This is a genomic window from Paenibacillus sp. FSL P4-0081, from assembly GCF_000758565.1.
Classification (GTDB): domain Bacteria; phylum Bacillota; class Bacilli; order Paenibacillales; family Paenibacillaceae; genus Paenibacillus_AQ; species Paenibacillus_AQ phytohabitans.
Window position 1 is genome coordinate 5,412,128 of sequence record NZ_CP009280.1, and the last position, 20,970, is coordinate 5,433,097.

Below are 20,970 nucleotides of genomic sequence, written 5' to 3' on the forward strand. Positions count from 1 at the left end.
GAGGGTTACTACATGAAGCAGAAACAGACTGAGCATCAAAAAGAGCTCCAACATATCATCGATCAGGAGGTTCTGCTGTCCGGATTTTCGGGGACGGTATTGGTTACGCAACACGATCAGACCCTCGCAGCGGCTGCTTGCGGACAAGCCAACGTAGCGGAGGAACAGATCAATCAGCTTAACACCCGCTTCGGGATTGCTTCCGGCAGCAAACTGTTCACAGCAGTAGCTATCTGCCAGCTGGCCGAGCAGGGGAAGCTTTCTTTTGACGGCAAGGTGCTGGAGGTCTTACATGAGCGGAAGTTCCCCTTGTTCAGCCCGGAGATCACGGTTCATCAGCTGCTGACGCATAGCTCGGGCATTCCGGATTATTTCGATGAGGAGGTTATGGACGATTTCGCAGCACTATGGGAGGACATACCGATGTATACGCTCAGGCGACCGGGTGATTTCTTGCCACTATTTGCATCGCTGCCGATGAAATTCACTCCCGGCGATCGTTTCCACTATAACAATGCGGGTTATATCATGCTTGGCCTGATTGTCGAAGCGGTCAGCGGAATGAATTTCATGGATTATGTGGAGCAGCATATTTTCCGGCCTTGCGGGATGAAGGCTTCCGGTTACTTCGCCCTGGATGCCCTCCCTGCCAATACAGCTCTCGGTTATATCGACAGTGAGACCGGAGAGAATATCAGCAACATCTACTCCATTCCGGTAGTGGGCGGCGGCGACGGAGGTGCTTTTGTCACGGCAGCGGATATGCAGAAGCTGTGGACATGCCTGCTCGGGCACAAGCTGCTTCAGCCAGAGACAACTGCCCTGCTGCTCACACCGCATATTCATGAGGATGAGGATACTTACTATGGCTATGGAGTATGGATTACGATCAGAAACGGCGGGGTGTTAAAATACCATCTCATGGGCTCCGATCCCGGGGTCTCCTTTCGCTCAGCAGTTTATCCGGCAAGCGGTGTAACCTTCACCGCTCTCTGCAACCGCAGTAGGGGGGCTTACCGGATGATGCAGGTGGCTGAGAAGAACCTGCTGCTGGACTAGCTGCGCGCTCAAGCAGGAGCCCCGTTCTTCCACGGGTTACGGGTTACGGGTTACGGATTACGGGTTACGGGTTACGGGTTACGGGTTACGGGTTACGGGTTACGGGTTACGGGTTACGGGTTACGGGTTACGGGTTACGGGTTACGGGTTACGGGTTACGGGTTACGGGTTACGGGTTACGGAATAAGTGGATTCCGTACACTTATTTTCATCGTGTGGACCGCATACCAAAAAATAAGTGGATAAACGTCACCTAAATTTGCTGATTCCGCCGCCAAGTCAGTAAATCGGAAAATTAAATGTACTTTTTCCAACTAAAACCCAAATATCAGCGATTCAAGGATAATTAAATGCCCTTTTTCCACTTGTCTTACGGGGGCGGTCCTGAACAATCCAAAAAAGCCGTACAATCAGCGAATTGCTGATGTACGGCTTTTGAATTGTTTGAGTAACCGGCACCCGCTTTAGTACCGAGTTACGCCATTCTTAGTCACCAGTGCAAATACCAGCGGCTGCGGCGGAACCGGCTGAGCGGAAATGCGGTAAGCTTCCAGCACCTTGGCTTCGGCTTCCTGCACTTTGCTCTCACTGGCATCATTCACATGCAGCACAGCAAGCGTATCGCCTGCGGCTACGGCATCGCCAACCTTAATCGCCAGCTGAATGCCAACGGCCAGGTCGATGACGGATTCCTTCGTTTCGCGTCCGGCGCCGAGCAGCATCGCCGCTACGCCGATCTCTTCAGCCTGAATGCTCTCCACATACCCTGCGGCTTCTGCCTTCACTTCGATGAACTTGCGCGCTGCCGGCAAAGTATCCGGCGACTCAATCTGCGCGGCATCGCCGCCTTGGGCAGATACCATCTGCTTGAACTTGTCCAGCGCACTGCCGTCTTCAATATGGGACAGCAGAATGGAGCGCGCTTCTTGTTCGTCCTTCGCCTTGCCGCCGAGCACCAGCATCTGGCTGCCCAGAATGAGGCAGACCTCCTGCAGATCCTTCGGCCCGTGGCCGTTCAGGGTCTCAATGCCTTCTTTGATCTCCAGCGCATTGCCAATGCCGAAGCCGAGCGGCTGGTCCATGTCGCTGATCACAGCGACCGTGTTGCGGCCAAGATGTGTGCCGATATCCACCATCGCCTGTGCGAGTGCAATGGAATCATCCAGCGTCTTCATGAACGCGCCGCTGCCGGTCTTCACATCAAGGACGATGGCATCCGCACCTGCGGCGATCTTCTTGCTCATTACGGAGCTGGCAATCAGCGGAATGGATTCCACGGTCGCAGTCACGTCACGCAGTGCGTACAATTTCTTGTCCGCAGGCGTAATGTTGCCGGACTGGCCGATGACAGCTGCGCCGATCTCCCCTACCTGGGTGAAAAAGCGCTCCCGGTCCATCTCCACGGAGAATCCGGTGATCGACTCCAGCTTGTCGAGCGTACCGCCGGTGTGGCCGAGGCCGCGTCCGGACATTTTGGCCACCGGAACTCCGGCTGCAGCTACAAGCGGGGCAAGAACAACCGTCGTTTTGTCGCCAACACCGCCGGTAGAATGCTTGTCCACCTTGATACCTGCAATCGGACTGAGATCCACCTGGTCACCGGACATCGCCATTTCCAGGGTCAGATCGCCGGTTTCCCGTGCGTTCATTCCCCGGAAATAGACAGCCATCGCCCAGGCGGAAATCTGGTAATCAGGAATTTCACCTTTGCTGTAGCCTTGAATCAGGTAAGCTATTTCTTCACGGCTGAGCTCGCCGCCGTCTCGTTTTTTCTGGATAAGGTCAACTGCACGCATTATACCTGTACCTCACGGACAAAGGAGCGCACAAGGCCGATAAATTTCGGTTTGGTCAGGTTAGCTACTTTTACCACCTGCTCATGAGTAAGCGGCTCCAGCTCGTCCCCGATCGCCATATCGGTGATACAGGTAATGCCGAGCACACGCAGCTTGCTGTGGCTGGCTACGATCACTTCGGGCACGGTGGACATTCCAACGGCATCGCCGCCGAGGTAGGCCAGCATTTTGAGTTCAGCCGGAGTTTCATAGGTAGGTCCGCTGATGCCGGCATATACGCCTTCCTGCAGCACAAGTGCTTCACCATCGGCACCCTTAACTTCACCGGCCAGCTTCTTCGCCAACTCGATATATTCCGGGTCATACGCACGGGACATATCCGGGAAACGTACACCCAGCTCCGGATCATTCGGTCCGATCAGCGGGTTGTCGCCAGTCATGTTCAGGTGGTCGGTAATCAGCATGAGGTCACCGGCTTTGAACGCTCTGTTCATTCCGCCGCCTGCATTGGTAATCACGAGTGTGCCTACGCCAAGCTTAGCCATTACGTATACCGGCAGCACCACTTTGCGCATTTCATAACCTTCATAGTAGTGGAAACGGCCCTGCATGATAATAACATCCTTGCCTTCCAGCTTACCGATCACGAACCGTCCCGCATGACCTTCTACCGTGGAACGCGGGAAATGCGGAATTTCTTCATAAGGCAGATATACCGCATCTTCGATCTGGTCACCCAGATCCCCGAGGCCGGAGCCCAGAATAAGTCCGATAGCCGGTGTGTAAGAACCGAATTTGGATTGAATATATTCAGCAGCTTCTTTTACCTGAGTGCCGTATGGGACTGTTGATGGTGTTGTCATAGGTTGATCCTCCCGGATATGAATTGTCTTGTAAATAGCTTGAAGCAGGAACTACATCTTCGGAATAAAAGCCAGCACCAGCTTCAGGAATTGCTCGCGCACACGTTCCGCTGTCTCCATCACTTCTGCATGGTTCAGCGGCTGTTCCAGAATTCCGGCTGCCATGTTGGTGATGCAGGAAATACCAAGTACTTCAATCCCGGCATGACGGGCCACAATCGTCTCAGATACCGTGGACATCCCTACTGCATCTGCCCCTTGGCGGCGCAGCATAACGATCTCAGCAGGAGTCTCGTAGTTGGGTCCGAGCAGGCCGGCGTATACGCCTTCCTTGAACTCGAAGTTCAGCGCTGCTGCAGCTTCTTTGGCAGCTGCGATCAGGCGCGGGCTGTAAGCCGAAGACATATCCGGGAAACGTACGCCCAGCGCATTATCATTCGGTCCGGTCAGCGGATTGCGGCCTGTGAGGTTCAGATGGTCAGTAATCAGCATCAGATCACCCGGTGTGAAATCGGTGTTGACCCCGCCGGCAGCGTTAGTTACCAGCAGGCTGGTTACGCCCAGCTCTTTCATAACACGTACAGGGAAGGCAGTAGTCTCCGGTCCGTAGCCTTCGTATATGTGAAAGCGGCCTTTCATCATTACGACGCGGCGGCCTTCAATCATGCCGATCAGCAGTTCACCTTCATGTCCTTCAACAGTGGACACCGGGAAATGCGGGATTTCATTATAAGGAATGACTACTTCGTCTGTAATCAGATCGGCCAGAACGCCGAGGCCGGAGCCGAGGATCAGCCCGATTTCGGGTGCGACGGTACATTTGTCTTTGATATATACTGCTGCTTCTTGAATATTGCTTTGGGTAACTGCGGTCATGGTTGGTTCCTCCTTGAGGTGGGTGGGATGAACTTTAGTCATCGACGTAAAGCTGAGCCGTCACTACGGTGATATTTGGACTTCCGGCCGCTGTTGTCTACAGATTTCTTCAATTATGACCCGCTTAGCGGTTGAAATCCGTAGACAAAGGCGGTCGCTATCGCTCCTACAGCTCCAAATTTCCCCTTCGATTCTTCTCACTTTTAGTTATATCCTTCAGTTCATCTTGATTTATTATTTAAATTAAATTAATTCAGACAAAAAGCTCGTCCCGTACTGCGGTGCCTTCGCTCCGAAATTATCAGCGATGGTAGCAGCAACGTCAGAGAAGGTCTGGCGGATGCCCAGGCTGCCCGGAGTCTTGAATCGCGGGCTGTAGATCAGGAGCGGCACATATTCGCGGGTATGATCCGTTCCGGCATGGATCGGGTCATTGCCGTGGTCTGCAGAGATGATCAGCAGATCATCTTCATCCAGTGTGGAGAGCAGCTCAGGCAGCGCCTGATCGAATACCTCCAGCGCCCGGCCGTAGCCTTCCGGATCACGGCGGTGGCCGTACAGGGAATCGAAATCAACGAGATTAGTGAACAGGAATCCGTTGAACGGCTTGCGCAGCTCGTCAATGGTAATCTGGATGCCGTGCTCATTGCTCTTCGTCGGGTAAGAAGCTGTTACACCTTCGCCGGTGAAGATATCATTGATTTTACCTACCGCAATCACGTCTTTGCCGATGTCCTCCAGAGCGTTCATAACGGTCGGCTCCGGCGGCTTCACCGCGTAGTCATGACGGTTCGGGGTACGCACGAAATTCCCCGGCTCACCGACATAAGGACGGGCGATGACACGGCCGACGGAGAATTCGGGAGCCATCGTCAGCTCGCGGGCGATCCGGCAGGCGCTGTACAGCTCTTCCAGAGGAATGATATCTTCATGCGCGGCAAGCTGGAATACGCTGTCTGCCGAAGTATACACAATCCATGCGCCGGTCTTCATCTGCTCTTCGCCGTATTCTACGAGAATCTCCGTGCCGGAAGCCGGCTTGTTGCCAATCACCTTGCGTCCGGTTGCCGCTTCGAACTTCCCAATCAGCTCTGCGGGGAATCCGTCAAAATAAGTATTAAATGGAACCTCAATCTTCAGGCCCATCAGCTCCCAGTGGCCGGTCATCGTATCCTTGCCTACTGAAACCTCCTGCATTTTGCCGTAATAGCCTGTCGGGGCAGCTACCGGTTCCAGCGGCGGCAGCGGAGCAATATTCGCAAGTCCCAGCTGCTGCAGATTCGGAAGCTTAAGACCCGGAACCCGCTCCAGAATATGGCCCAGCGTATGGGAGCCTGTATCTCCAAAATTAGCGGCATCCGGCGCTTCACCGATACCTACACTATCCAGAACAATAAATCCGATGCGTTTAAATGAGGACATTGCCGTCTTCACTCCTTCGTAGTTTGCATAATCGTAAAGTCTGCTCAAAACAGGAAGAAACTCCGGGAGAACCTCTCCCGGGAGCTATCCTTTCAGTATGATTCCATCATAACTTTCTTACTCACAAAAAGCATCTTTTCGGGCCAATCCATCCCATCACCCGTTCTATCCACGGTTACACCATACCTCTGAATAAAGACTATTTTGCCCGGGGATGGTGATTCTCATAGACTTCCTTCATATTCTTGCGGGCGATTCCGCTATAAATCTGAGTGGTCGAAATATCGGAATGGCCCAGCATCTGCTGCACGGAGCGCAGATCTGCCCCGCCTTCCAGCAGATGAGCGGCGAAGGAATGCCGCAGGGTATGCGGTGTGATGTCCTGCTGGATGTGGGCTTCACGCGCATGTTTCTTGATTATTTTCCAAAAGCCCTGACGGGTCAGCCTCCCGCCCAGACTGTTCAGGAACAGCGCAGGCTCCTCCAGATTCACCCGGAGCAGCTTGTCCCGCATACCGGAGACATAACGGGCCACACAGTCCGCAGCAATCGTACCAATCGGCACCACTCTTTCCTTGCCGGAGGCCCCGCTGCAGCGTGCGAACTTCAGCCCGGTATTCACGTCCTCCACATTCAGCGAGATTAGCTCTGTAACACGGATACCCGTAGCATAGAGCAGCTCAAGCATCGCCTTATCGCGCATCCCCTGGGGAGCAGATTCATCAGGGACGGCCAGCAGGCGTTCAATTTCTTCAATACTAAGAATCATCGGCGGTTTCTTGCTCGGTTTAATCGTTTCCATATCCAGTGTCGGGTCTTGCCCGATCAGCCGTTCTTTCAGCAAAAAATGAAAATAGGCGCGCAGCGATACCGTATTCCGGTTGACTGTTGCCGTTGCCTTGCCCGCTCCGCGCAGAGCGCCGAGGTAGAGCATAATATGTGATCTTCTGATTTCTTCCATCGCAGCCGTGCCGCGCTCTTCGGTAAACTCCAGAAACTGCGAAATATCCCGTCCATAGGATTCCAGCGTACTAGGAGACAATCCTTTGTCCCCGGACAAATACTGCATAAACGGCTGCAAGTGTGACTTCATCTATTCACGCTCCTGTCATACTCAGGCTGCTTCATGCCGCTCTGCAGCGGTTGGGGTCCGGCAGCAGTCAGAACGCGGGGCGTCCCTTACATGCTCTAGATTCATTCGACAGGCTTCTAGCTTTTTCCTGCAACCGGCGGAGCGCTCACTCCCCGTACCAATAGTAGAACCGCAGGCGCTGACCTGCACTCAGCCCTTCATCGCTTTGCTTCACATCATGAAATGCCCGGATGGCTGTGCCCTCCGGAATATCATAGTTCTGAGCGGGGCTGATCCAGGCACTGACCCAGCTTAGGACATAGTACAGCACACAGCTGATCGCAACGAGCAAGGTCATGAAATACAGCCGGCGTACAGTTTTGGGAATGGAGACAATCATCTTAGGCAACCTCCTAAAAGTAAAAGTTATGGCAGCATCTGCTTCACTATTACACTTCGCAGAACTCGTCCTTCACTTTATGCGCCGGAGGGTGGTGTTATGTATTGCTCTTTGAATAATCAGTTAAAAAGCCCCCTCCGGCCATTCAGCCGGGGAGAGCTTGTGCGGTAATTCCTCATCTGTATAAGAGTTCATGCTCTATATTAGCTTATTCGGGAGTATTGCCGTCTGCAGGATTCTTATCCTTGCAGCGGTGGCAAATTCCGTGAAAATCAAGTCTATGATCAAGCACCGTAAAATTATAATCCTTCTCAAGACGCTCTTCCAGCGGACCCAGCCAATCCTCACGAATCTCATCCATGGTTCCGCATTGTACACAAATCAGATGATGATGATGATGTTTCGCTGTATCGGTCCGCAGATCATAACGGGCAACACCGTCTCCGAAATTAATCTTCTCCACGACATGAAGCTCGCTGAGCAGTTCCAGGGTACGATATACGGTGGCGAGACCGATCTCCGGAGCCTTTTCTTTCACCAGCATGAATACATCTTCAGCGCTTAAATGATCATCCTCGTTCTCCAGTAGAACTCTTAAGGTCGCTTCCCGTTGAGGTGTAAGCTTGTATCCTTGGGATTGTAGTTGTTGCTTAATCTTGTCTATCCGGGCTTCCATTGTCTGCCTCCCCCTTGGAAAATTACCGCACCGGGCTTCAAGCCACTTCTTCCATTATAGGGGGAGTTACTTTGAGAAGTCAAACGCTTTTAGCTTACGCGGAGGCAGGACCCCAACGTTCAAGGAAGTGCCCGAATGGAAATTCATTCCACCGCATGTTCTCAGTACAGGCTTATGCTTCCTGAAGATTCTACGCTCATCCGGCTGACACCAGCATCGGCGTCACCCATCTCATCATCACCGGGGTCACCCAAGCCTCAAATCCGGAGATTCCCATAACCAGCAGGGCCATGCCGAGTGACAGCAGGGTGTACATTACAAAAGGCCGGGTCACCTTGGTACGCCGCTGTTGTCCCAGCACCCGGCTGCGGATCATCAGCAGGGAGAAGGCGATCGCTGCCGCGCTGCATACAAGCAATACCGGAATCAGCACCAGATTATGCGGGGCCACAGAGACCAGGGCAAACAGCATGCCATGCCAGGAATACTGGCTGACCAGACAGCCGACGGTGAAGCCGATCAGCACGCCTTTGAGGAAATCCAGAATCAGAATCCCCGGAAGTCCGATAACCGACAAGCCGAGTATCCATATCAGTCCGACCCATTTGAGATTGAATGCGGCAATCCCCCAATACGAATCCTGCGCGGCAGGCAGTCCCTGTTGATCCACGGTCATGAAGAAATTACCCAGATAATCCCCCAGCTCCTGCTGCTGATCCAGCGTTAACGCACTGACAATGAGCGCTCCAAATACGACCCCGACCAGGAATAATACCGCGACAAAAATATAAAGAGGCGTCTGTTCCTTCATCATCAGCCTTAAACTGCGCATCAGGACATTCTCCTTTCCGGTCACATGTTACACCTTATGAAGGAATGTCCCGCTCTATGACTTGTCCTTGGTTACTTCCCCTTAATGACCTTGCCGTACGTCCCTCCGCCTCCTGAAGAGAGCGCAAGCCTGCCGGTACGGGCCAGTACGATCAGCTCTGCAAGCTCTTGTCCGGCAACAGCAGCAAGCTCGGCTTCACCCGCCTTGTGCAGTATATTCATCTCTGTGCCAAACGCCTGCAGCAGGGCATTCAGCTTGCGCTTGCCAAGTCCCGGAATAAACTCCAGAGGCACCTGGTAATGGTAGGGCGGACGGTACGCCGGAACCAGCGGCTCCTTACGATCAGCAATATCGAGAATACGGTCCAGCACTCCTTTCACCAGCTTCGGACTGCCGCAATACGGACAGCGCTCTGAAGTCGCATACGCCTCATCGATAATGCTGCCGCAGCCGCCGCAATATGTGCGGTGGTATTTCCCCAGCCGGGGGTTCAGCCCGAAGTTGGCACTGATCCGGCGTCCCTCCGAGCGTTCCAGCGCCAGCTTCAGCTCATGGAAAGAGGGCTGCTGCATCTCAATCACATTATACTCACGGCCGATTTTGCCCAGGGAATGAGCGTCAGAATTGGTCAGGAAGCTGTACGGGTCAAGCTCTGAAATATACCCAGCCATTTCTGAATCCGCACTGAGTCCAAGCTCTACTGCCGCAATGCGTTCCAGGTCAAATAAGTCAGCCATGCGCTCCGCTGCACAGCCGTAAAGCCCTTTGTGCGGAGTGAAAATATGTGCCGGAATCAGCAGGCCTCCCCGTCCTGTAATCTCGTCCTGCAGCACCCGGGAGGGTGCATACAGGCGCTGGGAGCTTAGATTCACGTTCCGCATATGGGCGCTCATCCAGCTGCTGAACTCTTCCATGGTCCCAAGGTCCGGCATGAAGGCCAGGACGTGGCACTCTTTTCGCCCGGGCTCACGGATCTCAATCTCGGTTCCCAGGATTATCGTAGTCCCCCTGTAGGCAATACCTCCGCCTTCCGCCATCGTCATCTCGCCGGAATCCAGCGCCGCATGAATATCCCGCAGCACCCCCGGGGAGTGGCTGTCGATGATGCCGATCAGACCGATTCCCTTGCGTTCCGCCGCCTCTTTGGCAATCCCGGCGAAGGTGAGCTCGCGGCTGCCGCTGATTTTGACCGCCTGTCCCTCTGAAGTCCGCCCGATATGCACATGCAGGTCGCAGTAAACGCTCTGCAGCGTGGACTCTAGTGCCATTGCCCAGTCAGCGTATACAGATGCCAGGCGTAGACAGCCATCATGGTCTTGGCATCGGCAATACGTCCATCCGCGATATACTGGTAAGCTTCCTCCAGCGTCAGCTCGGAAACCTCCAGGAATTCATCCTCATCCAGCGCCATCTCACCCGGCTGGGCATCTTCGGTCACATAGAGGTGAATGATCTCGTCGGCGAAGCCGGGAGAGGTATAGAAGGACTTCAGCAGCTTCAGCCCGCCGCTGTGAAATCCGGTCTCCTCCTGAAGCTCACGGCCCGCAGCCGCCAGCGGATCCTCGCCTTTGTCCAGCTTGCCTGCCGGTATCTCCACCTCAGTCCGGTGCATCGGCTGGCGATACTGTTCCACTACTAGCATTTTACCGTTATTCAGTGCCAGCACAGCTACGGCCCCCGGATGCTTCACGACCTCACGGGTTGCTGTATTGCCGTCCGGCAGCTTCACCGTATCTACCTGCAGCGAAATAATGTTGCCAGTAAAGATCGGCTTCGTCGACAATGTTTCTTCATCCAATGCGGGGTTGCGGTTGATTTCATCGTTTTTCATAGATTTGTGGTCTCCTTTGGCATGGTTATGCATAGGGTGTATTATAGCAAACTTAAAAGGAAAGAAGGAATGCAGGCATGAATGATTGTCTTGTCCGAGCAAGCTCATCCGCAGTTACAATGGTAGGTAAACCGGAGCAGATCATGGCCGTAATGGCCGGATGGATGAAGCAGTACGGGCGCGATATGCCCCTATCCTATATCCTGCTGCTCCAGACGGAAACGCGGATCACAGCTTCCAAGGCAGGATAATGCCGCTTCGTTCTTCCGGATATCCGTGAGGAAGATTAGCTTCACCGAGTAACAAGAAGGAGCTGTCTCCCGGTGAATTCCGGAACAGCTCCTTTTTGTTACATTTAAGCGCAGCCGGCCCCTTGATCGGCAGGCATCTGCGCAGTTTTTGAAATCAGCCTTTTTGGCTCTCGGCCACAATAGCTACAACCAGGCTGGCTACTTTGACAATATCTTCGGCTTTGATCCGTTCCTTCGTTGTGTGGATATCCTCATAGCCGACAGCCAGATTCACAGTAGGAACCTTCAGGCCGTTGAACACATTGGCATCACTGCCGCCTCCGGAAGCGAACAGCCGGGTGGTCAGTCCCAGTGAAGTAATCGCGCGGTCTGCCAGCTGTACCACCGGATCATGCTCATTAAAGCTGAACGCCGGATAAATGATTTCACTGCGGAATTCACTCTGTGCGCCATTGTCACGTGCGGTTGTCTCCAAGGCTTCACGCATAGAGGCAATCTGCAGTTCTACCTTTTCCTGCACGATACTCCGGGCTTCCGCATCCAGCTGCACATGGTCGCAGACCACATTGGTCGGGCCGCCGCCGGCAAATTTGCCGATATTCGCTGTCGTTTCATTATCGATCCGTCCAAGCTTCATCGCCGAAATCGCTTTGCTCGCCACTTGAATCGCACTGATTCCATCCTCCGGATTAACTCCGGCATGAGCGGATTTGCCGAAGATCTGCATCGTTACCCGCGCCTGTGTCGGCGCAGCAATGGCAATTGCTCCTACTTCACCATTGGAATCAAGCGCGAAGCCAAAATCGGCATCCAGATGCGCCGGGTCCATTGCGCGTGCGCCCATCAGCCCGGACTCTTCGCCTGCCGTAATGACAAACTGAATCTGCCCGTGCGGAAGCTTCTGCTCCTGAATCACCCGGATCGCTTCGAACAGGGCGGCAAGCCCCGCTTTGTCATCCGCTCCGAGAATTGTACTGCCGTCGCTGGTAATCCAGCCGTCTTCCCCAAGGGAAGGCTTAATATTCTGCCCGGGAACCACTGTATCCATGTGGCAGGTGAACAGCAGCTTAGGCGCGCTCACGCCGCTGTCCGCAGGCCAGGTCACGAATAGATTACCAGCTCCGTGTCCCGTTCTCTCCTGGGAATCATCTTCAACTGCTGTCAGTCCCAGAGTGCTGAATTTTTCCTTGAGTACATCGGCAATCCGCCGTTCATTTCTGGTCTCACTATCAATACGGACAAGCTCCATGAATTCATTGATCAACCGGTCTTGTGATATCACTTGGACTTCCCTCTCTTTCGCGGATACGTTACAATGGTTGTACTGCGTTCATTTACGCCTACGTTCTTAACTTAAACTAATCTCAAAGGAGTCACTCATGCAACAGAAAAAATGGTTCCGCATCATTATCTACATCATGCTGATCGCTATGATCGCCTCTACGGTGCTGTTCGTCATCGAGCCGTTTATGGCCGGTTAGTCACGTTTAGTACTTGAATAACAGCGTCCGGGTTCTCCGGGCGCTGTTTGACGTTGCCTGGATTCAGCATTCCTTATTCTGCAGCACTTACAGCCCCGGCAACCGCTTCATACGGAAACTGCTGCAGGAAATAAGGCACCAGCTCGGAAGCAACACTCTCCAGGCCAAAGGAGCGCCCGGTGCATTCCTCAAGTGAAGTGACCCCGTACTCGGCAATGCCGCAGGGTATGATTCCCGAGAAGCCGCTTTGGCTGATTCCGGCTGAAATGTTGAACGCGAAGCCATGGCTGGTAATAAAACCTCTGCGGAATTTACTCTTGTTGAATTTGACGCCGATCGCACAAATTTTCTCATCGCCGACCCATACGCCCGTATATCCCTGCTTGCGGGTTCCTGATATCCCGTGTGAAGCCAGATAGGCAATAATAACGGCCTCCAGCCTGCGCAGATATCCGTGCAGATCGACCTTGCCGTCTTCGCCAAGCTTCAGGAGAGGATAACCTACAAGCTGGCCCGGTCCGTGATATGTAATATCTCCTCCGCGGTCGATTTCAAACAGCGCAATCCCTTGTTCCCCAAGCTGTTCCACGCTAAGGAGCAGATGCTCCGGATGATTCTGTGAACCGATGGTATAGGTAGGCGGATGCTGCAGAAGGATCAGCCGCTCGGAAGCGGTGCCTGCGTCAATCCCCTGCACCGCTTCCTTTTGCAGCTCCCAGGCCGCGCCGTATTCCATCAGCGGGAGATAGGAAACTTCCAGTTTGCTTAAGTTCAGGTTGTCCATGGTCATAAGGTCCCCTTTGCTTCATATTCTCCCTGTCACAGGGTTCCGCAGCTGCCTTGTTAAAACATTAGTACAGCTTGGTGTCCGGCGTATAACCTTCCACATTATCCTTCACGCGCTGCAGGAAACGCCCGCTGATGACTCCATCCAGAATCCGGTGATCCAGCGACAGGCAGATATTGGCCATCGAGCGGACGGCGATCATATCATTGATGACCACTGGTTTTTTCACGATAGATTCAAAGGTTAGAATCGCCGCCTGCGGATAGTTAATGATCGGGTAGGACAGAATCGAGCCGAACGAGCCGGTATTGTTAACCGTGAACGTGCCGCCCTGCATATCTTCCAGCCGCAGCTTGCCTTCACGGGTCTTCAGCGCCAGTTCGTCGATCTCGCGGGCCAAGCCTGCGACGTTCTTCTGGTCGGCTTTTTTGATGACCGGTGTCATTACAGAGTCCTCTGTGCCTACAGCGAGCGAGATGTTGATATCGCGTTTGACAATGATTTTGTCAACGGCCCAGACGGAGTTCATGATCGGATAATCTTTGATTGCACTGACAACCGCCTTCATCAAAAAGGCCAGATAGGTCAGATTAATGCCCTCTTTGCGCTTGAACTCATCCTTCAGCTTGTTGCGCAGCACGACAAGATTGGTCACATCGACCTCAATCATCGTCCAGGCATGCGGAATCTCCGAGACGCTCTGGCGCATACGGGTAGCGATCGTATTACGGATCGGCGTAACGTCGATCAGGTATTCCGAGCTGCTGCCCCGCCCGCCTTCCACTTCGATCGTCGGAATCTTCGGCGACTCGCTTAAGTGCAGGCCGGAGTGACGCAAATGCTGAAGCTCTCCGCGCACTTCTTCCTGAATAGGCTGGAATACAGGCTGCTGCGGCGCAGGAGCAGCAGCAGTTGGGGCTGTAGCTGCAGGCTGAGCCGCAGCTGCACCGCTCTCCAGGAACGCGAGCACATCCTTGCGTGTGATGCGTCCGCCCAGGCCGGTGCCCGGCACGGCCGCAAGGTTGATGCCGTGCTCGGCGGCCAGCGTCTGCACAGCCGGAGAGTAACGGGAACGCATCGGAGCATCCGCGTCAAAAGCCGCAGCCGGCACAGACGGCCGGACGGAGGCGTGGGCAGGCTGCGGCGCTGCGCCGGAGGCCGCTGTTGCTGCGGCATTGGCAGCTGCCGGGGCCGCTGCGGATGCCGCAGGGGCTGCTGCACCGGCTACTGCGATGCGGGCGATGATCTCGCCGACGCTGACCGTCTGGCCTTCTTCGGCGAGCAGCTCCACCAGCGTACCGTCTACGGTAGCCGGCAGCTCAGCATTTACCTTATCCGTAATCAGCTCACAGATCGGCTCATATTGCTCGATCGTATCGCCCGGCTGCTTCAGCCATTTCCCGATCGTCGCCGATACCAGCGATTCTGCCAGCTGCGGCATGATTACATCCGTCAGCTTTGTATTGTCAGACATAATGTCACTCCTTAAAGTTTTGTAAGCACAAGCTTCCTGAAGCAGCTTCGTACAAAACTGGCTTCGGAAGCATACACTTATGTTTTGTAAGCACATACTTCCTGAGTTAGCTTCGACAAAACTGACTTCGGAAGCATGTAGCCACGAAATCCTGCCCAAAATACAACATTTCACCACTTAAATGTGCCAAAAATCAGAAAAGTTGTACAAAAGGCAGCATTTCTCTTTATCCAAGCGGATAAGCGTGCAAATTGTTGTATTTCATACAGCAATCCTGCCTAACCCACCGCTAATTTCGAATCTAAGCTGCAATAATTGCAACATTCATGCCCAATGTACATACAGGCTGAACATAAAGACCTCACCTGTTGTTCACATATATCAGTACTGCGCCAAACGCAGCATCTCCGCCTTTAATTTGTCCTTGCTCAGCATGAAGAACTTCTCCATCGGCGGGGAGATTGGCATCGCCGGCACATCAGGTCCGCACAGGCGGAAGATTGGCGCATCCAGATCAAACAGGCAGTGTTCAGCGATAATTGCTGCCACTTCGCCGCCAATGCCTCCGGTCTTGTTGTCCTCGTGGACAATCAGCACCTTGCCGGTCTGGCGGACAGCGGCAATAATCGCCTCGCGGTCCAGCGGCTGCAGGGTGCGCAGATCCAGAATATGCGCGGTAATGCCCTGCTCGCGCTCCAGCTCTTCCGCTGCCTGCATCGCAAAATGCAGCGGAAGGCTGTACCCGATCACCGTAATATCGCTGCCTTCACGCAGCAGATTCGCTTCACCGATTGGCACAATGTAGTCGCCCTCCGGCACATCTTCCTTGATCAGCTTGTAGCATTTCTTGTTCTCGAAGAACAGCACCGGATCGGGGTCACGGACAGCAGCTTTCAGCAGTCCCTTGGCATCGGCAGCCGAGTAAGGGGCTACAATCTTCAGTCCCGGAGTACCGAAGAAGATCGATTCCGGACACTGAGAGTGGTACAATCCGCCGAAGATCCCGCCGCCGATAGGCGCGCGGATTACCACCGGACAGTTCCAGTCGTTATTGGAACGGTAGCGGATTTTGGCCGCCTCGCTGATAATCTGGTTCGTTGCCGGCAGCATGAAATCAGAGTACTGCATTTCGGCGATCGGCTTCATGCCGTACATCGCCGCGCCGATCGCCACGCCGGCAATCGCTGACTCCGCAAGCGGTGTATCAAGCACGCGCTCTGCGCCGAACTGCTCCTGCAGTCCTTTGGTGGTCGTGAATACGCCGCCCTTCACGCCGACATCCTCACCCAGCACGAACACCGAATCATCGCGCTCCATCTCTTCCTTCATTGCCAGCCGGATTGCATCGATATATTCCATCATCGCCATGGCTTTATGCTCCTCCCTTAAGGCCGGATTCATCGTACACATGCAACAGCGTATCTTCCGGTTTCGGGAACGGTGCATTTTCGGCGTAGGTTATGGCCTCTTTCAATTCAAGATTATATTCGGCAACCAGATCACGCTCCTGCTCGTCACTCCACAGACCCAGTCCGGTCAGGTACGTGCGGAACGCGGCGATGCCGTCCTTTTTCCAGTTCTCGTCAACCTCTTCCTTGGTCCGGTAAGCCAGATCATTATCCGAGGTGGAATGCGGCGACAGGCGGTACATCATCGCTTCAATCAGGGTGGGGCCTTCTCCGGCGAGCGCACGCTCCCGCGCCTCTTTGACCACACGGTAGACCTCAAGCGGATCATTGCCGTCCACCCGGACACCCGGGAAGCCATAGCCGAGGGCGCGGTCACTGACCTTGCCTCCAAGCTGCTTGTGGGCCGGAATGGAGATCGCATACTGGTTGTTCTGGCAGAAGATGATGACCGGCAGCTTATTCACACCGGCGAAGTTACACGCTTCATGAAAATCCCCCTGGTTACTGGAGCCTTCACCGAACGTAACAAAGGAAACAAACTTTTTCTTCTGCATCTTGGCCGCCAGCGCGAAGCCTACAGCATGCGGAACCTGGGTCGTAACCGGACTTGATCCCGTTACGATACGCAGGCGTTTGCTTCCAAAGTGGCCCGGCATTTGCCGGCCGCCGCTATTGGGATCTTCCGCCTTGGCGAATACGGACAGCATCAGCTCACGCGTGGTCATTCCTACCGTCAGCACGAACGCATAATCACGGTAATACGGGAGGAAATAATCATTCTCCCGGTCCAGCGCAAAAGCCGCTGCGACCTGCGCCGCTTCCTGTCCGATGCCGGACACATGGAAGTTGATCTTGCCTGCGCGCTGAAGGAGCAGACTGCGCTCATCGTATTTGCGCCCGAGCTGCATGAATCTGTACATATCGATAACCTGGCCGTCGCTGAGTCCAAGCTGTTTATGTCGGTTAACGGTTTCTACAGTACCTTGGGATTCCATATAAGAGGTACCTCCTAAAAGTTTTGTAAGCATAGCTTCCTGAATTCAGGTCGTACAACCGGCTCCGGAAGCGTTCGCTAACTTTGTTAAGCATGACTCAACAAAGTATATGTCCTGATCTTAAAACCAGGTACTAATTTCATTCTAAGTTCATTATAATCCCTTTCCATACAAAAAGAAAAGCCAAGAAATGCCGCTATGGAGCTGTTTAGGCGCATCAAGCGCCCTCAGCTCCGTCCGGCATTCACTTTAGCCCTTTCATCTTATCCTAGAATCCAATTGCTCTTCCATCCACCGCCAGCATCGCTTCCCCGATGATCTCCGAAAGTGTCGGATGGGCATGGACCGCCTCGCCAACCTCCCAGGGTGTTGCATCCAGAATCTGTGCCAATGCCGCTTCACCGATCAGGTCCGTCACATGCGGGCCAATCATCTGCACGCCGAGGATATCCCCGCTCTTCGAGTCGGCGACCACTTTTACGAAGCCGTCCTTCATGCCGTAGACAATCGCTTTGCCGATAGCCGAGAACGGGAATTTGCCGGTTACAGTCTCATGTCCCAGCGCCTTCGCTTCCTTCTCGGTATAACCGACACTTGCTACTTCCGGCCGCGTATAGACACAGCGGGGAACAAGATGGGCTTCATACGGATGGAGCGTTTCGCCAGCCAGGTGATTCACGGCACGGATGCCTTCATGGCTGGCCGCATGTGCCAGCTGCAGTCCGCCGATGCAGTCGCCAATAGCGTAGATATGCGGCTCCCCCGTCTGCATGCTGGCATTCACTCCGATGACACCTTTGTCGAAGCGGATATCTGTATTTTCCAGGCCGATATTCTCGATATTCGCTACGCGCCCTACGGATACCAGCAGCTTCTCGGCCGACAGGCTCTGGCTCTGCTCACCCTTGCGGGCTTCAATTGTAATTCCTGATTCCGATATACTACAGGTCTCTGCATCCACGGTAGTACCGGTCAACACTTTGACTCCGCGTTTCTTGAGCAGACGCAGCAGTTCTCGGGCCACTTCTTCGTCTTCCTGCGGCAGCAGCTGGCTTGCAGCCTCAACTATAGTTACCTGCACACCGAAATCGGCCAGCATCGAAGCCCATTCCACGCCGATAACCCCGCCGCCCACAATAATAATCGAAGCCGGAAGCTCTTCGAGCGTCAGCGCTTCTTCACTGCTTAGAATCACCTTGCCGTCAGGCTTCAGGCCAGGCAGTACACGCGGACGTGATCCGGTAGCAATGATGAGATTGGTGGAGACTACAGTCTCCATCTCGCCATCCTCCAGCTCCACGGCAACTGCACCGCTTCGCGGAGAGAAGATAGACGGGCCGATGATCCGGCCTTTGCCTTTGAGAATCTGAATTTTATTCTTGCGCATCAAATACTGCACACCCTGATGGAGCTGCTCCACTACCGCTTCCTTGCGCAGCTGCACTTTGGGAAACACCAGCTCAACGCCAGTTGTCTCTATACCGTAGCTTTCGCTCTCCTTGATTTCAGCAAATACCTCGGCACTGCGCAGCAGTGATTTGCTGGGAATGCAGCCGCGGTGCAGGCAGGTTCCGCCCAGCTTGTCCATTTCGATAACGACGACGGATTTGCCGAGCTGCGCGGCGCGGATCGCCGCCACATAACCGCCGGTACCTCCACCAAGTATCGCCACGTCACAGGTAATTGTCATGATATGTATCCTCCAGTCATTCCTCTAAAGTTCAGTTTAACCTATTATATTGTACTCTCTTTTGATTCTATTACAAAACTTATAAACGTCATGTATCCATGGACTTTTGCCAATTGAAGCGTTATCATAGGGGTGAATTCAAACGGTTGCGAAGAGGAGGGACGATTATGAAACTGCTCATTTCACGCTTCATTGCCATCCTTATCCTGGTGATCCCCGGCCTTCTGGCCATGAAGGGTTTCCTGATGATGAAAGATGATATTTTCAACTTTATCTCCATGCATGGCGACGAGTCCGTCACTCCGGATTTCGCCTGGCTGCATTTTGGCGGAGGATTACTGCTGTTCCTGGCCGGGATGAGCTTCCTCGGCGGCTGGATTCTGACCCGGGACCGCAAGAAGAACTACGTAGGACCACGGTTCAGAGAGAAACAGAAAGCGCAGCAGCCCCCGTCCACCAATGCCACACCCTAATAATAATCAATAACACTAATAAGCAGGGGATGTCCCAAGCCAGGATTGAAATGGCTGCAGAGGCATCCCCTTTTGTCGTTCGAATGTTCTGAAACCAACTGCAATGTAACTTGAGCCGGAGAAAATCCCGATCCGCACCCGGAATTCTACAACCTCTTATACTTGATTCGTTACCGGCCTAGGAAGCACTGTCTATTAGGCCGCTGCAGACAAAAATGTTGTATGTTTTGCAACTTTGATACCCAGATAGCCAGGTATCCGGGTGGATTGTTGTATGAAATACAACAATAATCCGGCTAAGCCGCTTAAATAAAGTGAAATCCTGCATTTACTACAACAATTATGGTTTTAGGCCGGTAGGTAGAGGGAAATGTTGTATTTTGTGCAGGCCTGTTGATTCCCCATATTATGGTATGGATATAATTCCCAAAACAACCTTGTTCCTGAGCAGACTAAGTTGAACCTGCCACTCCAGCGGAAGACTAAATATACGCCAATGCTGCATAAATTCCCAAAGGGTCAGTTGAGCAAAGGCAGGCACGTTGGGGTGGATTTCATCATAAACACGTCTCAAAAGTACATAGACCGCAAGGGCCACAAACAATTGGCTGTATACTGCATTTTCAGTGGTTCCAAATAGACATGGCACGTTCAGATGCTGTTTAATCCAGCGGAAAAAGACTTCAATTTCCCAGCGTGCCTTATAGATTTCAGCGATCACATAAGCAGACTCTTTTCTCAAATCGGTCACGACCCGTACGACTTCCCCCCGGTCATTCTCAAATTCTACGACCCGGTGGCGCTTAGCGGATTGGCACTTCCCTTGACCGATATAACAAGTAATATCACGAACAATGTTCGTTTCTCCCTCTGCGGGTCGCTGGAGGTTTCTCGGCTTCACCAAATGGAGATTGTCTTTGAGTCGAATCACAAACGACTGGCCCTGGAGCACATATTGATCCAATCTGCTGATTTTTCCGTACGCCCGATCCTGTACCAAAATGTAGTCCGTATCTGCCAAGACTTCTCCAAACGGAGCGTCATTGCGCTTCGCGATCGATTCCTCCACGTTCACGGGTGAACGCTGACCCTGCGAAAGAGCAACATGCAGCTTAATGCCCCCTCTGAATTTTTTGTACGAGGCCCAAGGCATTCGGGAGTTCGCCGCCGTGACCGTAGTCGAGTCAATCAGCAGAAGATCTTTAGGCAGATTCAGATGCCGCCGGGTTTGACGGTTACATTTCGTGACGAGCATTTGAAAGATACGTTTGAAGATTTCGTAAGGGACTTCACCGGCCTTGCCGGAAAGGGTGGAGTAATGAATCTCAGGCAAGTCAAAGTTTGGGCCTAAGCGGGCACTTTGCCGGAAGCCGTCCCATTTGTGGTAGCAGGCTTGGACAAAGTAATCGAGTAGCAACCCGACGGTCATTTTGGTTCCTCTATCCACGTAGTCCTTGGTTTGTCCGGTCACCATTTCGACTTCATCCGATGTTAACACTTGTTTGAAAACAGCTAAGAATGGGGTATATTTATTCATGAGGTCGCCTCATTTCGGTTTGGTTTGGTCGTACTTACCATTACCC

Annotated in this window: 21 protein-coding genes; 4 read left to right on the top strand and 17 right to left on the bottom strand. The window is 53.4% G+C overall.

The window, feature by feature from the left end; genetic code table 11:
* Positions 1-12 precede the first annotated feature (12 nt).
* The gene (locus tag P40081_RS23305; protein ID WP_042138694.1) at positions 13-1,059 is read left to right on the top strand and encodes a serine hydrolase domain-containing protein; all 1,047 of its coding nucleotides are present in this window, start codon (positions 13-15) and stop codon (positions 1,057-1,059) included.
* Positions 1,060-1,523: 464 nt separating this feature from the next.
* On the opposite strand, the gene P40081_RS23310 is transcribed toward P40081_RS23305, so the two are convergent.
* The 10 genes from P40081_RS23310 to P40081_RS23355 all read right to left on the bottom strand — a co-directional run bounded on the left by P40081_RS23310 (position 1,524) and on the right by P40081_RS23355 (position 10,827).
* Positions 1,524-2,855: a pyrimidine-nucleoside phosphorylase gene (locus tag P40081_RS23310; RefSeq protein WP_042138695.1), complete on the bottom strand. Its 1,332-nt coding sequence runs from the start codon at positions 2,853-2,855 to the stop codon at positions 1,524-1,526.
* Positions 2,855-3,718, bottom strand: a complete 864-nt coding sequence (locus P40081_RS23315) for a purine-nucleoside phosphorylase (RefSeq protein ID WP_042138696.1) — start codon at positions 3,716-3,718, stop codon at positions 2,855-2,857. Before P40081_RS23315 ends, P40081_RS23310 begins: the two co-directional genes overlap by 1 nt.
* 51 nt (positions 3,719-3,769) lie before the next feature.
* On the bottom strand, positions 3,770-4,594 hold the full coding sequence (locus P40081_RS23320; RefSeq protein ID WP_042138697.1) for a purine-nucleoside phosphorylase: 825 nt from the start codon (positions 4,592-4,594) through the stop codon (positions 3,770-3,772).
* Positions 4,595-4,837: 243 nt separating this feature from the next.
* Entirely contained in the window at positions 4,838-6,016 is a 1,179-nt protein-coding gene (deoB, locus tag P40081_RS23325; RefSeq protein WP_042138698.1) for a phosphopentomutase, read from the bottom strand.
* A gap of 199 nt (positions 6,017-6,215) precedes the next feature.
* A complete protein-coding gene (gene xerD / locus P40081_RS23330; RefSeq protein ID WP_042138699.1) occupies positions 6,216-7,109 on the bottom strand; it encodes a site-specific tyrosine recombinase XerD in 894 nt (297 codons plus the stop codon).
* A 145-nt stretch (positions 7,110-7,254) separates the two neighbouring features.
* Positions 7,255-7,488 (bottom strand): DUF4227 family protein, encoded by a 234-nt coding sequence (locus tag P40081_RS23335; protein ID WP_039300347.1) that lies wholly within the window; start codon positions 7,486-7,488, stop codon positions 7,255-7,257.
* 208 nt (positions 7,489-7,696) lie between these two features.
* Positions 7,697-8,164 carry a ferric iron uptake transcriptional regulator gene (fur, locus tag P40081_RS23340; protein WP_042138700.1) on the bottom strand — a complete coding sequence of 156 codons (468 nt, stop codon included), beginning with the start codon at positions 8,162-8,164 and terminating at the stop codon, positions 7,697-7,699.
* Between the two features lie 196 nt (positions 8,165-8,360).
* Complete coding sequence (gene spoIIM / locus P40081_RS23345) at positions 8,361-8,996, bottom strand: stage II sporulation protein M (protein ID WP_042138701.1); 636 nt, start codon at positions 8,994-8,996, stop codon at positions 8,361-8,363.
* 71 nt (positions 8,997-9,067) lie between these two features.
* Positions 9,068-10,264: an endonuclease Q family protein gene (locus P40081_RS23350; protein ID WP_042138702.1), complete on the bottom strand. Its 1,197-nt coding sequence runs from the start codon at positions 10,262-10,264 to the stop codon at positions 9,068-9,070.
* Positions 10,255-10,827 carry an NUDIX hydrolase gene (locus tag P40081_RS23355; RefSeq protein WP_042138703.1) on the bottom strand — a complete coding sequence of 191 codons (573 nt, stop codon included), beginning with the start codon at positions 10,825-10,827 and terminating at the stop codon, positions 10,255-10,257. Before P40081_RS23355 ends, P40081_RS23350 begins: the two co-directional genes overlap by 10 nt.
* Positions 10,828-10,904: 77 nt before the next feature.
* Here P40081_RS23355 and P40081_RS38630 point away from each other — a divergent pair, with 77 nt between their 5' ends.
* Positions 10,905-11,078: a hypothetical protein gene (locus P40081_RS38630; RefSeq protein WP_156118672.1), complete on the top strand. Its 174-nt coding sequence runs from the start codon at positions 10,905-10,907 to the stop codon at positions 11,076-11,078.
* Positions 11,079-11,232: 154 nt separating this feature from the next.
* On the opposite strand, the gene P40081_RS23360 is transcribed toward P40081_RS38630, so the two are convergent.
* Positions 11,233-12,360: a M20/M25/M40 family metallo-hydrolase gene (locus tag P40081_RS23360; RefSeq protein ID WP_042138704.1), complete on the bottom strand. Its 1,128-nt coding sequence runs from the start codon at positions 12,358-12,360 to the stop codon at positions 11,233-11,235.
* Positions 12,361-12,457: 97 nt separating this feature from the next.
* Here P40081_RS23360 and prli42 point away from each other — a divergent pair, with 97 nt between their 5' ends.
* Positions 12,458-12,559, top strand: coding sequence for a stressosome-associated protein Prli42 (gene prli42, locus P40081_RS38635; protein WP_099052488.1), 102 nt, complete (start codon positions 12,458-12,460; stop codon positions 12,557-12,559).
* Positions 12,560-12,632: 73 nt separating this feature from the next.
* Here prli42 and lipB read toward each other — a convergent pair whose 3' ends face one another.
* The 5 genes from lipB to lpdA all read right to left on the bottom strand — a co-directional run bounded on the left by lipB (position 12,633) and on the right by lpdA (position 18,914).
* Positions 12,633-13,334 carry a lipoyl(octanoyl) transferase LipB gene (gene lipB / locus P40081_RS23365; RefSeq protein ID WP_197074404.1) on the bottom strand — a complete coding sequence of 234 codons (702 nt, stop codon included), beginning with the start codon at positions 13,332-13,334 and terminating at the stop codon, positions 12,633-12,635.
* A 76-nt stretch (positions 13,335-13,410) separates the two neighbouring features.
* Positions 13,411-14,820, bottom strand: coding sequence for a dihydrolipoamide acetyltransferase family protein (locus tag P40081_RS23370; RefSeq protein WP_042138706.1), 1,410 nt, complete (start codon positions 14,818-14,820; stop codon positions 13,411-13,413).
* A gap of 381 nt (positions 14,821-15,201) precedes the next feature.
* Complete coding sequence (locus tag P40081_RS23375; protein ID WP_039300367.1) at positions 15,202-16,188, bottom strand: alpha-ketoacid dehydrogenase subunit beta; 987 nt, start codon at positions 16,186-16,188, stop codon at positions 15,202-15,204.
* Between the two features lie 4 nt (positions 16,189-16,192).
* Entirely contained in the window at positions 16,193-17,224 is a 1,032-nt protein-coding gene (locus tag P40081_RS23380) for a thiamine pyrophosphate-dependent dehydrogenase E1 component subunit alpha (protein ID WP_039300370.1), read from the bottom strand.
* A gap of 268 nt (positions 17,225-17,492) precedes the next feature.
* Positions 17,493-18,914, bottom strand: a complete 1,422-nt coding sequence (gene lpdA / locus P40081_RS23385) for a dihydrolipoyl dehydrogenase (RefSeq protein WP_042138707.1) — start codon at positions 18,912-18,914, stop codon at positions 17,493-17,495.
* 167 nt (positions 18,915-19,081) lie between these two features.
* Between lpdA and P40081_RS23390 the strand changes: the two genes are divergently transcribed.
* The gene (locus P40081_RS23390; RefSeq protein ID WP_042138708.1) at positions 19,082-19,387 is read left to right on the top strand and encodes a DUF2627 domain-containing protein; all 306 of its coding nucleotides are present in this window, start codon (positions 19,082-19,084) and stop codon (positions 19,385-19,387) included.
* Positions 19,388-19,793: 406 nt separating this feature from the next.
* On the opposite strand, the gene P40081_RS23395 is transcribed toward P40081_RS23390, so the two are convergent.
* Positions 19,794-20,924: an IS4 family transposase gene (locus tag P40081_RS23395; RefSeq protein WP_042135621.1), complete on the bottom strand. Its 1,131-nt coding sequence runs from the start codon at positions 20,922-20,924 to the stop codon at positions 19,794-19,796.
* Positions 20,925-20,970 lie beyond the last annotated feature (46 nt).